General features: G+C 73.6%; 13 protein-coding genes and 1 pseudogene. 4 read left to right on the top strand and 10 right to left on the bottom strand.

All coding sequences use genetic code 11. The annotated features are described in order from the left end of the window. Positions 1 to 38: 38 nt before the first annotated feature. Positions 39 to 671: a response regulator gene (locus Dvina_RS11470; RefSeq protein WP_223105470.1), complete on the top strand. Its 633-nt coding sequence runs from the start codon at positions 39 to 41 to the stop codon at positions 669 to 671. A gap of 15 nt (positions 672 to 686) precedes the next feature. Here Dvina_RS11470 and Dvina_RS11465 read toward each other — a convergent pair whose 3' ends face one another. Both Dvina_RS11465 and Dvina_RS11460 read right to left on the bottom strand, forming a co-directional pair. Then, positions 687 to 1,940, bottom strand: a complete 1,254-nt coding sequence (locus Dvina_RS11465) for an IS701 family transposase (RefSeq protein ID WP_223094306.1) — start codon at positions 1,938 to 1,940, stop codon at positions 687 to 689. A gap of 159 nt (positions 1,941 to 2,099) precedes the next feature. Next, positions 2,100 to 2,411, bottom strand: a complete 312-nt coding sequence (locus Dvina_RS11460) for a hypothetical protein (RefSeq protein ID WP_223102430.1) — start codon at positions 2,409 to 2,411, stop codon at positions 2,100 to 2,102. Between the two features lie 108 nt (positions 2,412 to 2,519). Here Dvina_RS11460 and Dvina_RS11455 point away from each other — a divergent pair, with 108 nt between their 5' ends. Next, on the top strand, positions 2,520 to 5,969 hold the full coding sequence (locus Dvina_RS11455; RefSeq protein ID WP_223102429.1) for an SCO7613 C-terminal domain-containing membrane protein: 3,450 nt from the start codon (positions 2,520 to 2,522) through the stop codon (positions 5,967 to 5,969). Between the two features lie 43 nt (positions 5,970 to 6,012). Here Dvina_RS11455 and Dvina_RS11450 read toward each other — a convergent pair whose 3' ends face one another. From Dvina_RS11450 to Dvina_RS11425, 6 genes are all read right to left on the bottom strand, one after another. Beyond that, complete coding sequence (locus tag Dvina_RS11450; RefSeq protein WP_223102428.1) at positions 6,013 to 6,906, bottom strand: Gfo/Idh/MocA family protein; 894 nt, start codon at positions 6,904 to 6,906, stop codon at positions 6,013 to 6,015. 35 nt (positions 6,907 to 6,941) lie between these two features. Next, the gene (locus Dvina_RS11445; RefSeq protein WP_223105469.1) at positions 6,942 to 7,877 is read right to left on the bottom strand and encodes a 1-acyl-sn-glycerol-3-phosphate acyltransferase; all 936 of its coding nucleotides are present in this window, start codon (positions 7,875 to 7,877) and stop codon (positions 6,942 to 6,944) included. 56 nt (positions 7,878 to 7,933) lie between these two features. Continuing rightward, on the bottom strand, positions 7,934 to 8,767 hold the full coding sequence (locus tag Dvina_RS11440) for a patatin-like phospholipase family protein (protein WP_223102427.1): 834 nt from the start codon (positions 8,765 to 8,767) through the stop codon (positions 7,934 to 7,936). Then, entirely contained in the window at positions 8,760 to 10,376 is a 1,617-nt protein-coding gene (locus tag Dvina_RS11435) for a serine/threonine-protein kinase (RefSeq protein WP_223102426.1), read from the bottom strand. Before Dvina_RS11435 ends, Dvina_RS11440 begins: the two co-directional genes overlap by 8 nt. A gap of 227 nt (positions 10,377 to 10,603) precedes the next feature. Continuing rightward, positions 10,604 to 11,875, bottom strand: coding sequence for a glycosyltransferase family 4 protein (locus Dvina_RS11430; protein WP_223102425.1), 1,272 nt, complete (start codon positions 11,873 to 11,875; stop codon positions 10,604 to 10,606). Positions 11,876 to 12,082: 207 nt separating this feature from the next. After that, entirely contained in the window at positions 12,083 to 14,011 is a 1,929-nt protein-coding gene (locus Dvina_RS11425) for an amylo-alpha-1,6-glucosidase (protein ID WP_380030962.1), read from the bottom strand. Between the two features lie 155 nt (positions 14,012 to 14,166). Between Dvina_RS11425 and Dvina_RS11420 the strand changes: the two genes are divergently transcribed. After that, positions 14,167 to 16,821 (top strand): MGH1-like glycoside hydrolase domain-containing protein, encoded by a 2,655-nt coding sequence (locus Dvina_RS11420; protein ID WP_246656154.1) that lies wholly within the window; start codon positions 14,167 to 14,169, stop codon positions 16,819 to 16,821. A gap of 71 nt (positions 16,822 to 16,892) precedes the next feature. Then, the gene (locus tag Dvina_RS55135) at positions 16,893 to 17,129 is read left to right on the top strand and encodes an SDR family NAD(P)-dependent oxidoreductase (protein WP_281428381.1); all 237 of its coding nucleotides are present in this window, start codon (positions 16,893 to 16,895) and stop codon (positions 17,127 to 17,129) included. 12 nt (positions 17,130 to 17,141) lie between these two features. On the opposite strand, the gene Dvina_RS11410 is transcribed toward Dvina_RS55135, so the two are convergent. Both Dvina_RS11410 and Dvina_RS11405 read right to left on the bottom strand, forming a co-directional pair. After that, positions 17,142 to 19,772 carry a putative bifunctional diguanylate cyclase/phosphodiesterase gene (locus Dvina_RS11410; RefSeq protein WP_223102423.1) on the bottom strand — a complete coding sequence of 877 codons (2,631 nt, stop codon included), beginning with the start codon at positions 19,770 to 19,772 and terminating at the stop codon, positions 17,142 to 17,144. A gap of 189 nt (positions 19,773 to 19,961) precedes the next feature. Then, positions 19,962 to 20,732: pseudogene (locus Dvina_RS11405) on the bottom strand (PP2C family protein-serine/threonine phosphatase); the annotation flags it as partial. Between the last annotated feature and the right edge of the window lie 51 nt (positions 20,733 to 20,783).

The following is a 20,783-nucleotide window of genomic DNA, read 5'->3' as shown; positions in this document are numbered from 1 at the left end:
AGGGTGTTCGGGTGGAGAGCGGGGCGAAGTTGCGGGTGATGGTGGTCGACGACCATCCGATGTGGCGCGAGGGGGTCGCGCGGGACCTGGCCGAGGCCGGATACGAGGTGGTGGCCGCGGTCGGCGAGGGGGCCCAGGCGGTGCGCATCGCCCCGTCGGTGCGCCCGGACGTCGTGGTGCTCGACCTGCAGCTGCCGGACTCCTCGGGGGTGCAGGTCATCCAGGGGGTCCTCGCGAGCTGTCCCGGCGCCCGGATCCTCATGCTGTCGGCCAGCGGTGAGCAGCAGGACGTGCTCGACGCGGTGAAGGCGGGCGCGACCGGCTACCTGGTGAAGTCCGCGGCCCGCGAGGAGTTCCTGGCCGCCGTGCAGCGCACCGCCCAGGGCGACGCCGTGTTCACGCCGGGCCTGGCCGGCCTGGTCCTCGGGGAGTTCCGCCGGCTGGCCAGCGTCACCCGGGCCGAGGACCCGGACGCGCCCCGGCTGACCGAGCGCGAGACCGAGGTGCTGCGCCTGGTCGCGAAGGGCGTGACGTACAAGGAGATCGCCGAGCGGCTGGTGCTCTCGCACCGGACGGTGCAGAACCACGTGCAGAACACCCTCGGCAAGTTGCAGCTGCACAGCCGGGTGGATCTGGTGCGCTACGCCATCGAGCGGGGCCTGGACGCCTAGTACTCCAACGTCACTTCAGCCGTTGCGTGTGAGTCTGCGCTGGTAGTGGGATCGGCGGGCGCGGGCTTGGACGGTTCGTCGCCAAAGTGACCAGCGCAGGGCGTGGCTGGGATCGATGGGTCGGTGGAGGGTCAGGGCGTTGAGGAGGCGGCGGGTCTCGGGCACGGTGAGCGCGATCGTGGGGCTTTGCAGGTCGGGTTCGGTGACCGGCTCGGGTGCTGGGACGAGCGTGGTGAGCAGGGCGAGGGCGAGCATGGCCAGGGTGATGAACCGGTGCCAGCTGGTCCAGGTCTGGACCTGGTAGTGGTCCAGGCCGATCTCGTTCTTGCCGGTCTGGAAAAGTTCTTCGACGCTCCATCGGCTGCCCGCGACCCGGACCAGCACGCGCAGCGGCACCGGCCGGGGTGACCAGCACAGGTAGAACGCGACTTCGCCGGTGTGCGGGTTGCGGCGCACGAGCAGCCAGCGATGCTCGCCGGGATGGGTGGCGGTGGTGATCCAGGCCCACTGGTAGGTGCGTGGTCCTTTCGCGCCCGGGCCGCAGCTGTGTGTCTGCCAGCTGCCGGCGGGGACACGGGCGGTCAGGGTGTCGGCGCGGATGATGGTGCGGCCGTGGTTGATGCGGACTCGCCGGTCGCAGCCGATCGCCAGGACGTAGCCGACACCACGGGCTTCGAGGTCGGCGCGCAGGTCGGGGTCGGCGCCGTAGACCTCATCAGCGGTGACCCAGCTGGCTGCAACGCCGGCGACGGACGCGGCAGTGAGCATCTGCCGGGCCAGGGCCGGTTTGGTGGCGAACACGGTGTCGTCGGGCACGCCGGCTCGGGCGCGCCGGTCTGGCTGGTTACACCAGTTGGCTTCGGGCAGGTAGAGCCGCCGGTCGATCAGACCACGACCGCGCGGGGAGGCGTAGGCCAGGAACACCGCGACCTGGCTGTTCTCGATCCGGCCCGCGGTACCGGTGTACTGCCGCTGGACCCCGACCGAGGATCGGCCTTTCTTGACGAAGCCGGTCTCATCGACGATCAGCACGCCGTCGGCGTGACTGACCTGTTCGAGCAGCAGGTCGCGGGTGTCGTCTCGGACGGCGTCGGCGTCCCACACCGCCTTACGCAGCAACCGTTGCATCGGCTGCGGATCCGGATGCCCGGCGTGCTCGGCCAAGGACCAGCAGGTCTTGCGTTCTACCGTGGAGAGCAGACCCGCGACGAACGCCGCCGCGGTCCGGCGGACCTCGGCTCGGGCGAACCGGCCGGCGATGCGGGCCATGCCAGTGTCGAGCAGCGCACCCCACCGCTCAGGGTCTACGCTGTGGCACGCGGCCACCGCTTGATCTTCTTTTGTCTTCACAAACCATCGATGATCACCGCGGTGGCCGTCTTCATGCCCACGCCACGCCGCACCCAGCCGCGAAGTGACGTTGGAGTACTAGGCCCGGTCCTGGACCCGCAGGATGTCCAGCAGGTAGTGGCCGAGGACGCGGTTGCCGGCGAGGTCCAGGACCAGCACCAGGAACACGCTGGGCTGCTCGCAGTTGACCAGGACGTGCTGCAGGTTGCCCAGCGGCATGTGCCAGGCGTAGGTGACGACGCCCTCGGAGAAGTCGTGCCCCTGCAGGTCGCCCGGCGGGATCCGGTCGAAGTAGGGCCAGAAGTCGAACGGGGGGTCGGCGTCCGGCCCGAGCTGGACCGGCTCCGGCTCCATCGTCGCCTTGTACTCGACCTCGGTCAGCAACCGCATCCGGTCAGCATGCCCTCCCCGGCGCCGGACACAAAGTCGGGGTACTCAGGCCCGGTTTGAGTACCGCAGCCGATTCGCCGGACGCCACGGTGCCGCACGCTGACTGGCATGGTGAGCTATCCGTGTCCGTTCTGCGGTGCGCCGGCCGGCCTCGAGTCGGGCTGCGGCAACTGCGGGCGGCCGCCGTTCCCCGACGCCGCGGAGGTCGTCCGCCTCAACGGGGAGACGCAGCGGCTGCACGCCGAGGTCGAGGCGGCGCGCACCCGCCTCGGCTCCGCGGTGCTGCGCTACAACGAGACCGTCTCCCGGCGCAATCAGCTCGCGGCCCGCATCAAGGCCGAGGTGGCCGCCGCCGCGTACCGCCGCCCGGCGCCCGCTCCCGCTCCCGCGGCCGGCCCGGCACCCTCCACGCCCGGCTTCGTCGCTGCCGGCCCCGTCGCCGCCGACGCCGGTGCGCCAGGTCCCGACGCGGCCGGCGGCTTCGCCCGGCGGCCGGAAGCGGCGCCGCGCACGGTGCAGAATCTGCTGTTCATCCTCGGCGGGCTGCTGCTGGGGGCGGCGGCGATCGTCTTCACGGCCGTCGCCTGGGCCAGCTTCGGCGTGCTCGGCCGGGCCGCCGTCCTCGCGGTCATCACGCTCGTGACGCTCGCCGTGCCGCCGCTCGTCGAGCGCCGGGGGCTGCGCGCCACCGCGGAGACGTTCGCCGCGCTCGGGCTGCTGCTGGTCGTGCTCGACGGTTACGCGGCGTGGTACGTCAACCTCGCCGGGCTGGCCGACGCCACGATCCCGACGACCTACGCGGGCATCACGTTCGCCGTCACTGCCGGTGTCGCGGGCGGCTATGCGGCGCTGACCGGACTGCGGGCGCCGCGCCTGGCCGCCGTCCTCGCGGTCCAGCCGGTGCTGCCGCTGCTCGCGCTGCACCACGGGTCCGGCGCCACCGGCTGGGCCCTGGTGTTCGCCGGCGCGGCCGGGCTCAACCTGCTGCTGGCCCGGACCGTCGAGCCGCTCGCCTGGTTCGCCGCGGGTGCCGCCGCCCTCGCCACGCTGCCGCCCGCGCTGCATGCACTGGCCACTGTGGATGGCGTACCGGCGGCGGTGCGCATCGCCTCGGTGATGGCGCTGCTGGCCGCGCTGGTCGTCGGGGCCGGATCGATGCACCCGCGCACCGCGCACCCGGCCGCCGGCATCGCCGTGGGGATCGTCGCCCTGGCCGGCGCCCGGCTGGTCGCGGAGGTGCTCCCGCACCAGCGGTACGTGGCGTTCGCCGCGCTGGCGCTGCTGCTGATCGCCGCGGCGTTCGCGGTCCCGGAGCGCTTCCGCGCCGGCGCGCGGGTCGGGGCGCTCGTGGTGACCGCGGCGTTCGCGGCCCCGTACGCGCTGTTCGCCCTCCTCGCCGCCGGCCGCTCGGCCGCCCACGCCCTCCCCGCGTGGCACCCGGACCCGGCCGGGCCCGGCCGCCTCTTCGACTGGCAGGAGCCGGCCGCCCTGCTGATCCTGGCCGGCGCCTTCTGGCTGGCGCTGCGGCACCGGGCAGTGCTGTGGACCGCGCTCGTGCTCCTCACGTTCGCCGGCCCGGCCTGCGTGCCGGGCGGCCCGGCCCTGGCCGCCGCCGTCGACGGCGCCGCGCTCGTCCTGCTCACCGCGACTGCCCTGCTGTGGGCTTCGCACCGGACGCTCGCCCTCGCCGCCGCGCCGGTCGTGGGCGCGCACCTGGCCGTCACCGGCCTCGTCTCACCGCTCGCCACGCTGCTGACCCAGGCCCTGCTCGCCGCCCTGGCCACGGCCGTCGCGGTCCGGGCGACCGGGCGCGCGGTGGGCCTCGCGTCCGCCGCCGTCGCGCTGCTGACCCTGCCGATCCTGGGCGCCGCCGCGTTCCGGCTGTCGTCGCTCGGCACGGCGGCATCGGGGCCGATCCCGCCGGCGCTCGCGGGCGCCACGGCGGGCCTGGCCCTCGTCGTCGCGGCCGCCGTCGTGCTGGGGAGCCGGGCCGGGAACGCCGGCACCGTCGCCACCGCCACGGCCGGCGCGGGTGTGACGATCGCGGCCGTGGTCCAGTCCTCGGCGAACGGCGGGCAGACCTGGTTCGGCGTCTATGGCGCGGCCGCCCTGCTCGGCGTCTGGCTCGCGTCGGACGCCCGCGCCTTCCGCAAGCCGCCCACCGCGCCCGCCGCCTCCGACCACCAGGCTGCCGGGCCCGTGCATGCCGTGGCCGCTGTCGTGCCGGCGCTGCTCGTGCTGGTGTCGCTGGCGCCGGCGGTGATCGAGGCGCTGCTGCGGCCGTTGACGTGGCTCGGGGCGGTCTGGCAGGGGGCGCCGGCCGGGGTCGGGCTCGGGGCGGACGGCACCGGCTGGTGGGACGGTCAGCCACCGGCGCTGGGTGCCGCGGCCTCGGCCGTGACGCTCGGGCTGCTCGCCGTGCTGGCGGTGCTCGCGGCCGGGCGGTTCGGGCTGTCCCGGTGGAGCCTGGCGGCGCCGCCCGTGCTGCTCGGGGCCGTGCTCGGATGCATCGCGGCGGGGGCGCCCTGGCCGGCGGTACCGGCGCTGACGCTTGCCGGCGGCATCGCCACCGCGATCGGCGCCGCGCTGCGCAAACCGTCGCCGGGGACCGTGACGGGGGCGCTCACCTGCTGGTCCGGGATCGTTCCGGGGCTGGCCGGCTGTCTGGCCGCGGCCTGGTCGACACTTGCCGCGCTCGGCGTCATCACGGTCGCCGCCGCGTTCACCGGGATCGCCGGGCGGACCATCACCTCCCGGATGCTCGCCTGGTTCGCGGCCGGGGCGGGCGGGGCGTGGCTGGCGTTCGCGGCCGGCCAGGCCGCGGACCTGCCGCTGCGGGCCACGGCGTACCTGGTGCTGGCGGCGGCCGGCGCGGCCTTCGCCGGTGGCTTCCTGCTGCGGCGCCGGCCGGGCGAAGGCCGGCTCCTCGACGCGCTCGCGCACGCCGTGGCCGCGGTGGCGTTCCTGCTGGCCGTGGCCGACCTGGCCGCCGCCGCGGGGATCGCCGGGCTCTGGGGCCTGGCGCTGGGGGTGCGGGCCCTGGCCGGAGCGCACCGCACGGCTCACGCGGTGGCCGCGGTGGTCGCCGAGCTCGTCGCCTACGAGCTGGTGCTGGTGGCGCGGGAGTCGACACTTACCGAGGCGTACACGGCACCGATCGGCCTGGCCGCGCTCGTCGCCGGGTGGCTGGCGGCCCGCCGCAGCCCGGGCCTGACCAGCTGGGTCGCGTTCGGCCCCGCGCTGCTGTTCGGGTTCCTGCCCAGCCTCGCGCTCGTCGTGGTCGACGAGGGCGAGCCGGTCCGCCGCCTGCTGCTGGGGGCGGCCGCTGTCGCGGTGGTCCTCGCCGGCGCGCGCTGGCGCCTGAAGTCCCCGATCGCGGCCGGCGGCGCCGTCCTCGCGGTGCTGGCCTGGCACGAGGTACTGCTGTTCTGGGACCGCCTGCCGCGCTGGGCCCCCCTCGCCGTGGCCGGCGCCCTGCTGGTGGGGCTCGCCGTTACCTACGAGCGCCGCCTCCGCGACCTGTCCCGCCTCCGCAGCGCCATGGGCCGGATGCGATGACTCCCGCCCGGCCCGCCGAGCACCGGGCGGCCCGCCGACGGCGTCAGACGGCCACGATCGTCGACGTGCGGCGGGCCTGCTCGGCGGCGGCGAGGATGTGGGTCACCTGGGCGCCGAGGGCGGCGTCGCAGGGGTGGCGGCGGCCTGTGGCGGCGACATCCATCAGGGCCGTCACCGCGTTCCCGAAGGCCTCCACCTGGTTGACGTCCCACGGGGGGAGGGTGGTGGCGCCGTGCTCGCCGAAGTACGAGAAGCCGAAGCTCGTGGCGTCCGGCGCGGCGTCCACGGTCAGGGAGAGCGTGCTCGCGGCGCCGTTCTCGTGGCGCAGCAGCAGGTGGGCAGTGTCGCGCGGGCCCTCGGCGGCGGAGAGGTCGAGGACCGGGCCGAGCAGTGGCAGTACCACCGACAGGGCGTGCGGGCCCAGATCCCACAGACCGCCGTGCTCCTTGCGCCAGAGGGAGCCGGCGTAGGGGTTGCCCGGCTGGAAGATCGAGGCGTACATCGTGCCGTGGGCGGCGTACCAGCCGCCCAGCTCGGCGTTCGCGGTCAGGAACGTGTCGACCGACGGGACGAAGCGGTTCGTGAAGAACACGACGGTGGCCACGCCGGCGGTGGCGGCCGCGGCCACCACCTCGTCGGCCGCGGCCGGGTCCAGGGCCAGGGGCTTGTCCAGCAGCAGGTGCTTGCCGGCGCGGGCGGCGCGGACGGCCAGCGGGGCCTGGACGTCCGGGGGCAGGGCGATGGCCACGGCGTCGACGGCGGCGAAGAGCTCCTCGACGTCCGCGTAGGCGGGAACGCCGTAGCGGGAGCCCAGGTCGGCGGCCTTGTCGGGGCTGCGGCCCCAGACGCCGGCAAGCGTCGCCGAGGGGTGTGTCGCCAGCGCGGCCGCCTGTGTGACAGTCGCCCAGTGTCCAGTGCCCAGTACGCCGAATCGCATCGGACCATTCTTGCCTACGGCCCACGGGCCGCCGGTCACGGGTTGTGGTGGCCGATCCACTCGTCGATGCGGGCCCACCACTCGTACAGCCACTCGATGCGCTCCTGCTCGCCCGCCGGGATCTCGGACGGCTCCACCGACCACCAGCGCATGGTGATGGTCAGGTCGAGCGGCAGGTGGGACCAGACGTCGCCGATCGTCAGGAGCTTGTCCAGGCCGGTGTGGGCGACCCAGATGACGCCGGCCTCCGGGGCGGCGTCCAGGGCGGCCAGCGTGCCGCCCGGGCGGGGGGCCAGGACGTGGCGCATGCGCTCGGCCCGCTCGGCCATCGCGGTCAGGCCCAGGTCGCGCAGGCGCTGGATCGCGCGGACGCGGCGGCTCGGGGTGAAGTTGCCGCCCTCGGGGAAGAGGACCAGGACGTCGTTCTCGTCCAGGCCGGTGGAGAGCTCGGCGATGCGCTCCTCGCTGCCGGCACCCACGGCGACGAAGTGGTTGGGGAGGCGGTTGAGCAGGACGTCGATGACGGGGTCCCACTGCAGGGTCTGCTTGAGCACGATGCGCGGCTCGCGGTCGAACCAGTTGACCAGTGCGTGGATCAGCAGGAAGGAGTCGCCGGGGCCGGCGTGGCGGGAGAAGACCAGCTCCGGCTGGCCGGGGGCGGCGACGTCGGGGGCGGTGCCGACGACGGCGACCTTCACGCGCAGCGCGAAGCGCGCCTGGTGGAACGCGACCTTCAGGATGCGGCCGATGAAGACGTAGTGCAGGCGCTGGAACCCGGGGCCGCGCAGACGCCAGCCGAAGCCGCTGGCCACCCACAGGGCGAAGAGCACGACGAGCGCCAGAGCCTCCATGAAGAGGTACACCGCCATCATCCACGTCACCCGCAGGGCCCGCAGGCGGCCGGAGCCGAGCGGGCTGAGGGCGGCGGCCAGCAGGAGCCAGACGGGCATCGTGGCCAGCACCGCGACCATCAGGACCAGGGCCACGGGGGTGATGATCAGGCGGCGAATCCAGCGGGGCGGCACGGCTAGTCCAGCGCCTCGAGATACGCGCAGGTCGCCTCGTACGCCCGCTCGATCCGGCCGCGGGCGAGCTCGATCCGGCGGTACGACAGCGGCGAGTCGTCCTTCGCGGAGCCGCCGCCGGTGGGCAGCACGTGCACGGTCACGCCGTCCGGGGTCTCCTCCATCTCGCGCGCGAAACGGTGCCGGCGGGCGACCTCGAACGCCACCTGGGCGACCTCCCAGGGCCGCCGCGGCGGGCGCAGGGGGCGTTCGACGCGCCCGACCTGCATGACGAAGACGGTCCTCGCCCCGAGCGCCACGGCCCGCCCGACGGGCACGGAGTTGACGATGCCGCCGTCGATGAAATGCTCGTCCCCCAGGTGTACCGGCGGCAGCAGCCCCGGCACCGCGGAGGATGCGAGCACGGCGTCGATGAGCGGGCCCGACGAGAACCAGTGCTCGGCGGCCCGCTCGATGCTCGCCGCGCAGCACTGGAACGGGACCGCGAGGTCGGCGAACGTCGTGTCCGCGCCGAGGTGGTGCTCGAGCATCCGGCGCAGCGGGTCCGGCGAGTGCAGGTGGGTGCTGCGGGCGAACCGGCCGAGCTGCCTGGGCAGTGAGTCGCCGTAGACGGTGCGGGCCTGCGGCGACGCCCACATCTCGGTGAGCCGCGCGGCGACGTGCTCGTCCGGCGCGGCGGCCACGGCGGCGCCGTTGAGCGCGCCGATCGAGGTGCCGATGACGAAGTCGGGCCGGATGCCGTGGTGCAGGACCGCGCGCACCATGCCGACCTCGTAGGCGCCGAGCACTCCCCCGCCGCCGAACACGAAGCCGACGGGGCCCTGAACCTCAGGCATGCCGCCCGCGGCGGGTGCGCTGGGCGGGCTGGGTGGTCCGCAGGTAGGCCGGCGGGGTGGACTGGCCGGGCTGCGGGCTGCGGTCCGGCCTCCGGCCGGGGTCGTTGGGGTCGAAGCCGGGCTGCGGCCCGCCGGGGTCGCCGTTGCCGCCGCCGGGCTGCGGGCCCGGCGGCTGGCCGGTCGGCGGGCGCGACGCGTCCGGCGGCGCGTCCATGATCTCGCTGATGCCCGGGAGCTGATCGTCCGGGCCGCGCATCTCGAAGCGCACGTCGCAGCCGGTGTCGTTGAGCACGAAGTCGCTCGGCGGGAGCGGCGGCCGGTTGTTGACCACGACACCGCCGTGGCCGTAGACGCCGATCGTGACCGCCTTGCCGGGCGGGAGCGCCGCCGGCCCGGTGATCTTGAGACCGCCCACGGCCTGCTCCCAGCCGGCGCCCTCGACGCGGTCGACCTGCTGACCGCCCCGGAAGAGGAAGGACAGATACCAGGGGTCGAGCGTGCGGTTGCCGATGTTGGCCACAGTAGCGCGGGCCTCGAACGCCTTGTCGATGCCCGGCAGTTCCTGCGGGTGGATGTAGAAGTCGACGTTGCACGCGGGCTTCGGCGCCCACGGCTTCCAGATGATCATGCCGGTGGTCGCGCCGGCCACGGCGACGGCGGCGATGACAGCGGTCCAGGTGCGCCGGGCCATCGGGTTCGGGGGCCGGTGATGGCTGCCCCCGCCGGTAGCCCGCCGGGGTAACTCCGCGCGCCGTGGGACCGGCGTGATCTCGCTGGCCGGCGGCGCATGCACCTCCTGGGTGGCCAGGCCGTCCTCGCCGGGGAGCACAACGTGGATGCCCGTCGCGGCGGCCAGGATGCCGGCGACCTCGGCCGCGGACGGGCGGCTGTCGGGGTCCTTGGCCAGGCAGCGCGTGATGAGCCGGGCCACCTCGGCCGGCATCCCGGGGATGTCCGGCAGCGGGTTCGGCGGCTCGTACACGTGATTGGCGATCATCTGCGTCGGGGTGTCCGCGTGCCAGGGCAGCCGGTCGGTGAGGCAGCGGTAGGCGAGCAGCCCGACGGTGTACACGTCGGTGGCGGAGACCACCCCGCCGCCGAGGAGGCGCTCCGGGGCCAGGTAGGCGGGGGTGCCGAAGACGGTGCCGTCGCGCTCGTCGTCGGGGTCGAAGGAGCCGGCCAGCCCGGCCACGCCGAAGTCGAGGATCTTCGCCCCGGACGCCACGAGCATGACGTTGCTCGGCTTGATGTCGCGGTGCACGACGCCGCTCTCGTGCGCGGCGGCGAGCCCGGCCGCGACCTGGGCGCAGATCTGGGTGGCCCGGCGCCAGGACATCGGCCCGCTGCGCAGCCGGTCGGAGAGCAGCTCGCCCTCGAGGAGCTCCATGACGACGTAGGGGCGGCGCCCGGTGCGCCCGGCGGAGACGTCCCCGGCCTCGCCGTAGTCGTGCACGGCGGTGATGTTGGGGTGCTGCAGGCGGGCGACGACCTGGGCCTCGGAGCGGATCCGCTCGCGGTTGCCGGGCTTGTTCGCCAGCTCCCCGGCGAGGAGCTTGACGGCGACGTCCCGGTCGAGGACCAGATCCCGGGCGCGCCAGACGACCGCCATGCCGCCACTGCCGACGGGAGCGATCAGGCGGTATCGGTTGCCGAGGACCTCATCGGCGCTGCCACTCAACCCAGTTGCCGTCCTGATCGATTCCGGTCGTTGTTCCTGGGAAACCGTACCGGGAGCGGAACGGCATGGCGAGACCCAAAATGCCGCAGTTCGTGACAACACCCCGGCAAAATCCTTCGCCGGGGTGTTCGGGAACCGGATGCATCCGGACCCGATCCTTACATCGTGAGCAGGTTGCCGTCCGGGACGACGACCTTCGGGCGGCCGTTCTCGAGGAACGCCGCGGCCTGCTTCGCGGCGAACCCGGGGGCCTCGGTCACCGCGGTGCCGTATACGTCGGCCGTGTCGGCGGCGATCGTCGACCAGCCGTAGCGCTCGGAGACCATGGACCGGGCCTGCTTGGCGACGCGGCGGGCGAACGGCTCGTCCTCCAGCAGCGTGCCGACCGAGGCGGCCAGCGCGTCGGGGGTCTTGGCCGGGAATGTCACACCGGTGACGCCGGGCTCGACGATCTCGGCCAGCCCGCCGGTCGCGGCGACGGCGAGGGGCGCCCCGGCCGAGGCCCCTTCGAGGGCGACCATGCCGAACGGCTCGTAGATGCTCGGCACGACGAGCGCGTCGGTGGCGGCCATGAGCGCGGGCAGCTCACCCTCGCCCATGAACCCGGCGAAGCTGACCGCGCGCTGCAGCTTCAGCCGCCGCACCTCCTCCAGCAGCTCGCCCTTGTGCGGGCCGTCGCCGGCGATGACGACGCGCAGCCCGTTGTGCCGGGCGCGCAGCTCGGGCAGGGCGGAGATGAGGTCCTGGACGCCCTTCTCGTAGACGAGGCGGCCGGCGTACCCGAGCAGCGGCCCGTCCCCCGCGAAGCGCGCGCGGGCCGCGTTGACCGCCCGGGACGGCGCCCGCCAGACGCTCGCGTCGACCCCGTTGGCGACGACCGACACGCGGGTGGGCGCGAGGTCGAGCAGGCGGGTGACCTCCCAGCGCATGTACTCCGAGCAGACGATGACCCGGCACGCCTCGTGCCCGAGCCACCACTCGACCGAGTGAATGCACTTGTTCATCTCGTCGGGCAGCCAGCCCTGGTGCCGGCCGGCCTCGGTGGCGTGGATCGTGGCCACGAGCGGCAGGTCGAGGCTCTCCTTGAGGGTGACCGCCGTGTGGGTGACGAGCCAGTCGTGGGCGTGGATCACGTCGTACTCACCGGTGGCCGCGGCCCGCAGCGCGGCCCGGGTCAGCGTGTGGTTGAACGCCATCGTCCAGGCCAGCAGCGTCGACGTCGCGAGCGGGAACAGCGGCGGGTCCTCGGCCGCGCGGACGATCCGCACGCCCTCCGAGTACTCCTCCAGGGGCGCCCCCGGCGCGTGCCGCGTCACGACCGTCACCTCGTTGCCCGCCGCCACCAGCGAGGTGGCCAGCGCGTGCACGTGCCGCCCGAGCCCGCCGACGACCACCGGCGGGTACTCCCACGACAACATCAGAATGCGCATCGGTAGCCGGAATCCTGTCCCGCCGGTCTCGTTCACGTGGCCGCCCCCACCAGATGTTTTTGATCAAAACGCTCGCCCATGTACCCACGGCAGCCTGAAATACACACGCGCTATAACCCCTGCGTGTGAGCTGTTGGGTGGGTATATGACTCATCCTGCCCCGCCAGGGTTACCGGGGCGGCAAATCACATTTCTAGGGTGTAACGGTCAGCCGACATTCCTTCGAACGCGGAGGGCCTCCGCGACCGACCAGGCTTGGAACGGACATCCGGTGGCCCGGTGCGGCGCGTCCCCGTCGGCGGTCTCGCTGACCGAACCTACACCCCATTCCCACAGATGTGCTTCGATACCTTCCAGTAGCGCACCGTGATTTTTTGCAGATGTAGCCGAGTGGGCATCCACGTATGGGCCGATCATCCAGGGCCAGACGGTGCCCTGATGATAGGCCGCGTCCCGCTCGGCCGGGCCGCCCCGGTGCGCGCCGATGTAGGCCGCTTCCCCGACCGCCAAACTGCGTGGCCCGAGCGGCGTGATCAGGCCAGACACCTCGGCGGGTACCGCCTGCCCGCGCATCGGCCCGCGCGGGAGGCTCCACGCCAGCAGTTGGTTCGGGCGCAGCGCCGGGTCGTCGCCGCCGGGCCCGTCGACCACGTCGTAGAGCGGCCTTGCATCCTGCAGCCCCATTGCGGAGTGCAACGGTCCGGCGATCGGAAACCGGCTCCCGAAGCTTGCCCGGGCCCGGTCCAGCAGCGCCGGCAGCGCCCCCGGGTCCCGCCCGAGGCGCTCCTTGAGGGCCACGATCGCGGCCAGGCCGTTGATCCACAGCACGTTCACCTCGACCGGCTTGCCGACCCGGGGTGTGATCGGGATCTCCCCCACCCGGGCGTCCATCCAGGTGAGCGCGACGCCGGGAGCGCCCTGCGTGATCAGCCCGTCACCGTCGACCCGGATGCCGTAGCGGGTGCCGCGCAGGTGGGCCGCGACGATCTCGTCGAGGGCGGGCAGGACCTCGACCGCCAGTTCGTCGTCGCCGGTGCCATCGACGTGCCGCTCGACGGCGTGCAGGAACCACAGCGTGGCGTCGACGGTGTTGTGCTCGGTCCGGCCGGTGTCGGCGGTGTTGGCGAGCATCCCGCCGTCGAGGGTGGCGGCGTAGGCGCGCAGCAGCTCGCGGCCCTCGTCGTACCAGCCGGTGGCCAGGAACAGCCCCTCGTACGAGGTCATGGTGTCGCGCGACCAGGCGCCGAACCAGGGGTACCCGGCGACGACGTCGGGCGCTCCGGCAGCACCACCCACCACGAACGCATCGGCCGCGAGGACCAGTGCGGCGTCGGTCGCGTCGCTCGCGTCATGGGTCAGGGAGCGGTTGCGCCGCCGGGCCCGCTCGATGATCCACTCGGCGCCCCGGGCCTCGTCGCCGGTGCCGGTCCACGCCTCGACCGCGATGGCCTCGCCCGGCTCCAGGCGCTCGGTGAACCGGCCGGCGCACCACAGGTCCTCGGCCGCCGGGAGGCCTCGTTCGGCCTCGGCTCGCGCATAGGCGCCGCGGTACCACTGCGAGATCTGCTCGAAGCCCGGCCCCTGCAGGCGGAAGCTGCCCTCGACGACGGCCCCTTCGTCGTGGGCCTCTACGCGCGGCGCCGGGCCCGCGGCGGTCCGCTCCCCGTGCGCGTCTCGCCAGGTGACAAGGGCCTTGAGGCTGAGCGTCACCGGGCCGGGCGCGCTGAGCACCCGGTGCACGACGCCGACGTGCGCGCGGCCGTGGACCATGGCCAGCTCGCGCTCGATCACCACCGGCCCGATCCGCCAGCGCCAGCGGGGCAGGCCGTCGACCATGTCGAAGCGCTCCAGGAGCGTGTGGCCGGCCGGGCTTGTCGCGCCGCCGGCCCACTCGTGCACGGCGAGCTCGACCTCGGCGCCGGACGGCAGCGTGAGCACCGGGTCGAGGGCGGCCAGGGCCAGGTGCCGGCGGGACGGCTGCCCGGGCTCGGCCGCGACGAGCAGCCCGTGATACCGCCGGGTCCGCAGCCCGCTGACCGTGCCCATGGCGTAGCCGCCGGTTCCGTCCGGGACGAGCCACTCGCGTGCCGCCCCGGCTGACAAATCACCACATACCTGCGCGCCGAACATGACCATGCGCACAATCTTGGTGGCTGCGGGTGGCGGGCGACGAGGGGGTCCCCGCAAAATTATTGATCAAGGAGCATCTTGGTGTAGGAACGAAAGCCGCATATGGGCTCGGGCCCGGTGGGCTCAACTTGACCGAAACATGAACGACGGAGAATAGCCGCGTGATCGAGGACGATGGGAACGCCGAGCGCCGACGGCTCGCGGAAGCCGACAGCGGGGAGCGCCCATGGCGGGGTTGGGGGCCCTACCTGTCCGAGCGAGCCTGGGGCACGGTCCGGGAGGATTACAGCCCGTACGGCAATGCCTGGGACTACTTCCCGCACGACCAGGCCCGTTCCCGGTGCTACCGGTGGAACGAGGACGGCATGGCCGGGATCTGCGACGACCGGCAGACGTTCGCCTTCGCGCTCGCGCTGTGGAACGGCAAGGACTCGATTCTCAAGGAGCGGATGTTCGGCCTCGGCGGCGACCTGGGCAACCACGGTGAGGACGTCAAGGAGTACTGGTGGTACGTCGACTCCACCCCGACGCACTCCTGGATGACCTGGCGCTACCACTACCCGCAGGCGGCGTTCCCGTACGACGACCTGGTCGCCGAGAACTGCCGGCGCGGGCGCAACGACCCGGAGTACGAGCTCGCCGACACCGGCATCTTCGACGAGGACCGCTACTGGGCGGTCGAGGCCGACTACGCCAAGGCCGGCCCGACCGACATGTGCATCCGCATCACCGTGAAGAACATGGGGCCCGACGAGGCGACCATCGACGTGCTGCCGACCCTGTGGTTCCGCAACACCTGGGCCTGGGGCCTGCCCGGCCGCGACTACCGCCCGGAGATCCGGGCCAAGGACAACGGCCTGCTCGCCGAGCACCGGCTGCTCGGCCGGCTGGCGCTGACCGGCGACGGCGCGCCCCGCCCGCTGTTCTGCAACAACGAGACGAACGGGCCGCGGATCTGGGGCAAGGAGGGCGAGGAGTACCCCAAGGACGGCATCGGCGACCACATCATCCACGGCGCCGACAGCGTCAACCCGGAGGGCGTCGGCACCAAGGGCGCGCTGCACTACCGGCTCACCGTCGAGCCCGGCGGCACCCGCGAGATCCGCCTCCGGCTCAACCTCAACGCGCCCGGCGCCAAGGACCTCGCCCCGGCCGACCTGAAGGCCGACTTCGAGTCGACGATGAGCCGCCGCCGGGCCGAGGCCGACGCCTACTTCGACGCCCTCGTCCCCGCGGCCGCCACCGACGAGGAGAAGATGATCGTCCGGCAGGCCGTCGCCGGGCTCATGTGGGGCAAGCAGTTCTTCCACTTCGACGTGGCCCGCTGGCTGCAGGGCGACCCGGTGTCGGAGCCGCCTCCGGACAGCCGGCGATACGGGCGCAACAGCCACTGGTGGCACATGAACAGCTGCGACGTGCTGTCGATGCCCGACCCGTGGGAGTACCCCTGGTATGCCGCCTGGGATCTGGCCTTTCACTGCGTCGCCATCGCGCGCGTCGATCCCGGGTTCGCCAAGGAACAGCTGCTGCTGCTCCTGCGCGAGTGGTACATGCACCCCAACGGCCAGATTCCCGCCTACGAGTGGGCGTTCGGCGACGTCAACCCGCCGGTCCACGCCTGGGCGGCGCTGCGCGTCTTCGTCCTCGACGGCTCGAACGACTTCGACTTCCTGGCCCGGGTCCTGCACAAGCTGCTGCTCAACTTCACGTGGTGGGTCAACCGCAAGGACGCCGAGGGCAACAACGTCTTCGAGGGCGGCTTCCTCGGCCTGGACAACGTCGGCCCGTTCGACCGCTCCGCGGCCCTGCCGGTGGGCGGCCGGCTGGAGCAGAGCGACGGCACCGCCTGGATGGCGATGTACGCGCTGAACCTCCTCGACATGTCGCTCACCCTGGCCGTGCACGACCGGGTCTACGAGGACATCGCGGCGAAGTTCCTGGAGCACTTCGCGTACATCGCCGACGCCGCCTACGAGTTCGGGCTGTGGGACGAGGAGGAGGCGTTCTTCTACGACGTCCTGCGCACCGCCGACGGCCACCAGATCCCGCTGAAGGTCCGCTCGGTCGTCGGCCTGCTCCCCCTCACCGCGACCACGATCATCAGCTCGTCGACGCTGCGCCGCCTGCCCGACGTGGCCGCCCGCCTGCGCTGGTTCCTGACGAACAAGCCCGAATACGGCGACGTGGTCGGCGCGAAGAAGAGCCGCGGCGGCCAGCAGCTGCGGCTGCTCTCGATGGTCGGCCCCGACCAGCTGATCCGCATCCTGCAGCGCATGCTCGACGAGGACGAGTTCCTGTCGCCCTACGGGCTGCGGACGCTGTCCAGGGCCCACAAGGAGGAGCCCTTCACGGTGTACCTGGGCGACCACGCGTACACCGTCGGCTACGAGCCGGGCGAGTCCACGAGCGGCCTCTTCGGCGGCAACTCCAACTGGCGCGGCCCGATCTGGATGCCCGTCAACTACATCCTGATCGAGGCGGTCCGCCGCTTCGCCGAGTTCTTCGGCGACGACCTGCAGGTCGAGTACCCGGCGAAGAGCGGCAAGATGGCCACACTGGCGACGGTCGCCGACGACCTGTCGCACCGCCTGGTCAAACTGTTCCTCAACGACGAGTCCGGGCGCCGGCCGTTCTTCGGCGACGTGGAGCTGTTCCAGCGCGACGGGGCCTGGCACGACCTGCTGCTGTTCTACGAGTACTTCCACGGCGACACCGGCGCCGGCCTGGGCGCGGCCCATCAGACGGGCTGGACCGCGCTCGTCCTGGACCTGATCCTGACGCTGCGCACCCCTCCCGCGCCGGACTCCCGGCGCTGAGCGGGCTCCCCGCCGGCGTCGGCGGTGCGGGGTTGACCTTGTCGTTGGTGGCAGGGTTGGACGATCCCGGCATGGACAGTGTCATGGGGTCGCCGGACGGCCGGGTTGTCGTGGTCACCGGGGGCGGTACCGGGATCGGGCGGGCTACGGCTCGGGCGTTTGCCGCGGACGGGGCGCACGTCGTGGTGGTCGGGCGGCGGGGTGGGCCGATCGCGCGGGACCGGCTGGCCGTGCTCGACGGGCGGATCGCCGCCCAGACCGCGGTCCGGGATCGGCTGGCGGCGGCGCTGCGGGCGAAGGCCGGCTGAGGCGGCAAGGCACTACAGCATCGGGGTGCGGTGGCGCTCCAGGTAGGCCTCGACGTGCTCGGCGTGATCGGGCGGGCTGAGGAGGTAGCCCTGGCCCAGGGGGCAGCCGGCCGCCCGCACGACGTCGACGTGGGACTGGGTCTCCAGGCCGCAGGCGATCACGTCGATGCCCAGGCGCCGGGCCAGGGTGACGACCACATCGACGATCGGCGTGGCCGGGCCGCGGCGGCCCGCGGGCTCGTTGAAGAGGGCCTGGTCGATCTTCAGCACGTCGATCGGGAGGCGGCGGAGGTGGGCCAGGGCCGTCGGGCCGGTGCCGAAGTGGTCCAGGGCGGTGCGCACGCCGAGGGCGCGCAGGCCCGCCAGCTGCTCCACGGCCACCGTGTCGTCGGGCAGGGCGGCCTCGGTCACCTCGATCACGAGGGACTCCGCCGGGACGTCGTGGGTGTCGATGGCCGTGGCCACCGCGCGGAGCCAGCCGTCGGCCGCCAGCTGGCGGGCGGAGACGTTCGCCGAGACCCACAGGTCGCGGCCGTCGCGGTGCCAGCGGGAGAGGTGGCGGCAGGCGCTGTGCAGCACCCAGGCAGCGATCTCCTCCGGCAGGGGGCCGCCCAGCTCCTCGGCGATCGGGAGGAACTCCGCCGGGGGTACGTTGCCCAGCCGCGGATGCCGCCAGCGCAGCAGGGCCTCCGCGCCGACCGGCTGGCGGGTCGCGAGATCGACGACCGGCTGGAAGACCAGATCGAGCTCGCCGCGGCCGATGACGCCGGGGAGCTGCTGCTCGATGTCGGTGCGGCGGACCAGGGCGGCCTCGAAGGACCTGTCGTAGCACTCGACCCGGCCGCCGGCCGAGGAGCGGGAGAGCTGGCGGGCCCGGCGGCGGGCCACGTCGGCGCGGCGGACGGTCTCCTCGGGTGCGGCCGTGCCCTCGACGCCGGCCACGCCCACGTCGGCCGCGAGGTGGACGGTGTGGCCGGGCAGGTGGAAGGGCTCGGCCAGGGCCGTGGCCAGGCGGGTGGCCAGGGCGAACGCGCGGACCAGCGGGGCGTCGGTCAGGGCCCCGAACGCGTTGCCGCCCAGGCGGGCCGGGAGGTCGTCCGGCGCGATCGACGCGCGCAGGCGGCGGGCGGCCTCGATCAGCACGGCGGCGGCCACTGTCGGGCCGTGCAGGTCGGCCACGGTCTCGAAGCGGTCGAGCTCCAGGGCCAGCACCGAGCCCCGGGCGTTCGCGGCGACGGCGGCGAGGAACTTGCGGCGGTTGGCCAGGCCGGTCTGGTCGTCGGTCCAGGTCACCTCGTCGAGGGTCCGCTGGAGCCGGGCCCGGTCGCCGACGTCGCGGACGTGGATGACGAGGCCGGCCACCTCGGGCTCACCGCGCCTGTCGCTCACCGTCGACTCGGTGTCGCGCCAGTGGCCGAAGCCGTCGCGCAGGCGGGCCTGGACCAGCCCGTCCTGGCGGCCGTCGCGCACGGCCCGCAGCGCGGTGGTGACGGGGGCGGCGTCGTCCGGGTGCAGCAGGTCGGTGAAGGCGCGGCCGAGCACGTCGGAGTCGGCGAGGCCGAACTGGCGGGCCGCGGCCGGGCTCTGCCAGCGGGCCACGAGGTCGGCGTCGAGCACGATCGTCACGTCGGACGAGCCGGAGACCAGGGTGCGGAAGCGGGCCTCGCGGCCGGCGAGGGTGCGTGCGTATCGCCGGATGTCCCGCGACGCCAGCAGTTCCCGCACGGCCAGGACGGCCAGCGCCCCGGCCCCCAGCGCGACGGCTGTGGAGTCGAACCGGCCGCCGGTGAGCAGGTGGAACGCGGAGACGACAACGGCCAGGAGGGCCGGGGCGATCAGGAGCGGGTAGGCGGCCAGGGAGCCGTCCTCGTCGTACGCCTCCGGGCGGGTCGGCTCGTCGTCGGCCCGGCGCGCCCCGGCGGTGATGAGGAACGGCGCCGCGATCATCGCGAGGCCGGCCAGCACGAGGCCGGCGGTGACGGCGGCCGGGGCCTGGATCCAGGCGCGTTCGTGACCGAGCAGGGACAGGGAGTACCCACCGGAGCCGAGAGTGGAAAGGGCCGCACCGCCGCTGCAGCCGAGCGCCGCGGGACGATGGCGCACGGCCCGCAGGCCGGTGACGACGGCCACGGCTACGGCCACGGCACCGGTGATCGCCACGGCCAGGCGCAGCGGGCCCAGGCCGGTGGCGGTCCGGCCGAGGGTGAGCACCCAGGCGCAGTAGAGCAGGCTCACGCCGATGCCGGCGCCGTCGAGGAGCCGGCGCAGCCGGGCCGCGAGGGTCGGCGCGGTGCCGGGCAGCAGGAGCAGGCCCAGCAGGTAGGTGGGCGCCGCGAGCAGCGTCGTGGCCGCCGCGACCGGGCCGGGCTCGACGCCGGGCAGGCCGGTGGCCAGGACCCCGGCCCCGGTGATCAGCGCACCCAGGCCGAGGAAGCCCGCACCGCGGCAGGGCCCGAAGTCGCGGCGTCCGTGGTGGATGCGTAACGCGAGCCGGATCAACGCCCCGGCGTGGACCAGTGCTGTCGCGCCGGCCGCCGCTGCGACCACGGCCAGACTGAGGACCGGTCCGATGCCGGCAGCGGCGCCGAGAGCCGCGGCCGCGGTGAGCAGGACGAGCCAGAACGTGCGCGGGTTGCCGACCATCGCAGTGCCGCTTTCGCGAGGGGGAGCCTGGGGATGTGCTCACCCTCGTCAACGACCCGGGCCGCCCGCGGTTACTGCTCGGTTGTGAGAAATCACCATTGGTGTTTGAAGAGCTCAGGCGGGCAGGCGGGCGTTGCTGATCTCGTCGCGGCCCAGCCAGGAGCGCAGCCGGTGGCGCAGGCCCTTGCGCTCGGGCACGTCGTCGCCGACGATGTCGGCCACGACGGCAGTGATGTTGTCCGGCCCGCCGGCCCGCAGCGCCATGTCCACCAGGCGTTCGACGCACTCGTCGACGTCGGTGTACTCGCGCATGGCCTCCTCGATCGTCTCCGCGCGGAGCACACCCGAGAGGCCGTCGCTGCACAGCAGGTAGCGGTCACCGGGCCGGGCCGCCGTCACGGAGTACACCGGATCGGTCGGCTGACCCTGCAGCACCCGGCTGACCAGGGAGCGCTGCGGGTGGGTCGTGGCCTCGTCGAGCGTGATCCGCCCCTCGTCGACGAGCAGCTGCACGTAGGTGTCGTCCTTGGTGATCTGGGCGAACTCCTCGCCACGCAGCAGATACGCCCGCGAGTCTCCAATGTGGACCAGGCCGATCCGGTCGCCGGAGAACAGGATCGCGGTGAGGGTGGTGCCCATGCCCAGCTTGGCCGGGTCCTCCTCGACCTCGTCGCGGATGCGGCGGTTGGCGTCGGAGACCGCGGTGCGCAGGGCGGTCAGCAGGTCGTTGCCGGCGAACTCCTCGTCGAGCGGGGTCATCGCCTCGATCGCCAGCCGGCTGGCCACGTCACCGGCGGCCATGCCGCCCATGCCGTCGGCCACGGCCAGCAGCCGGTCGCCGGCGAACACCGAGTCCTGGTTCTGGGTGCGGACCAGGCCGGTGTCGGTGCGCGCCGCCCAGTGCAGCGCCAGCGGCTGATGTCCCCCGTCGATGACGTCCTCTGCCACGCCCTCTGCCATGCGTGCCAGCGTGCCGCATCGATACGGCGGGCGTCTCTACGCACTTGTGCG

Source organism: Dactylosporangium vinaceum, assembly GCF_019904175.1.
GTDB lineage: Bacteria > Actinomycetota > Actinomycetes > Mycobacteriales > Micromonosporaceae > Dactylosporangium > Dactylosporangium vinaceum.
Note: the sequence above shows the minus strand (reverse complement) of the source record. Positions and strands in the feature narration are given on the sequence as shown.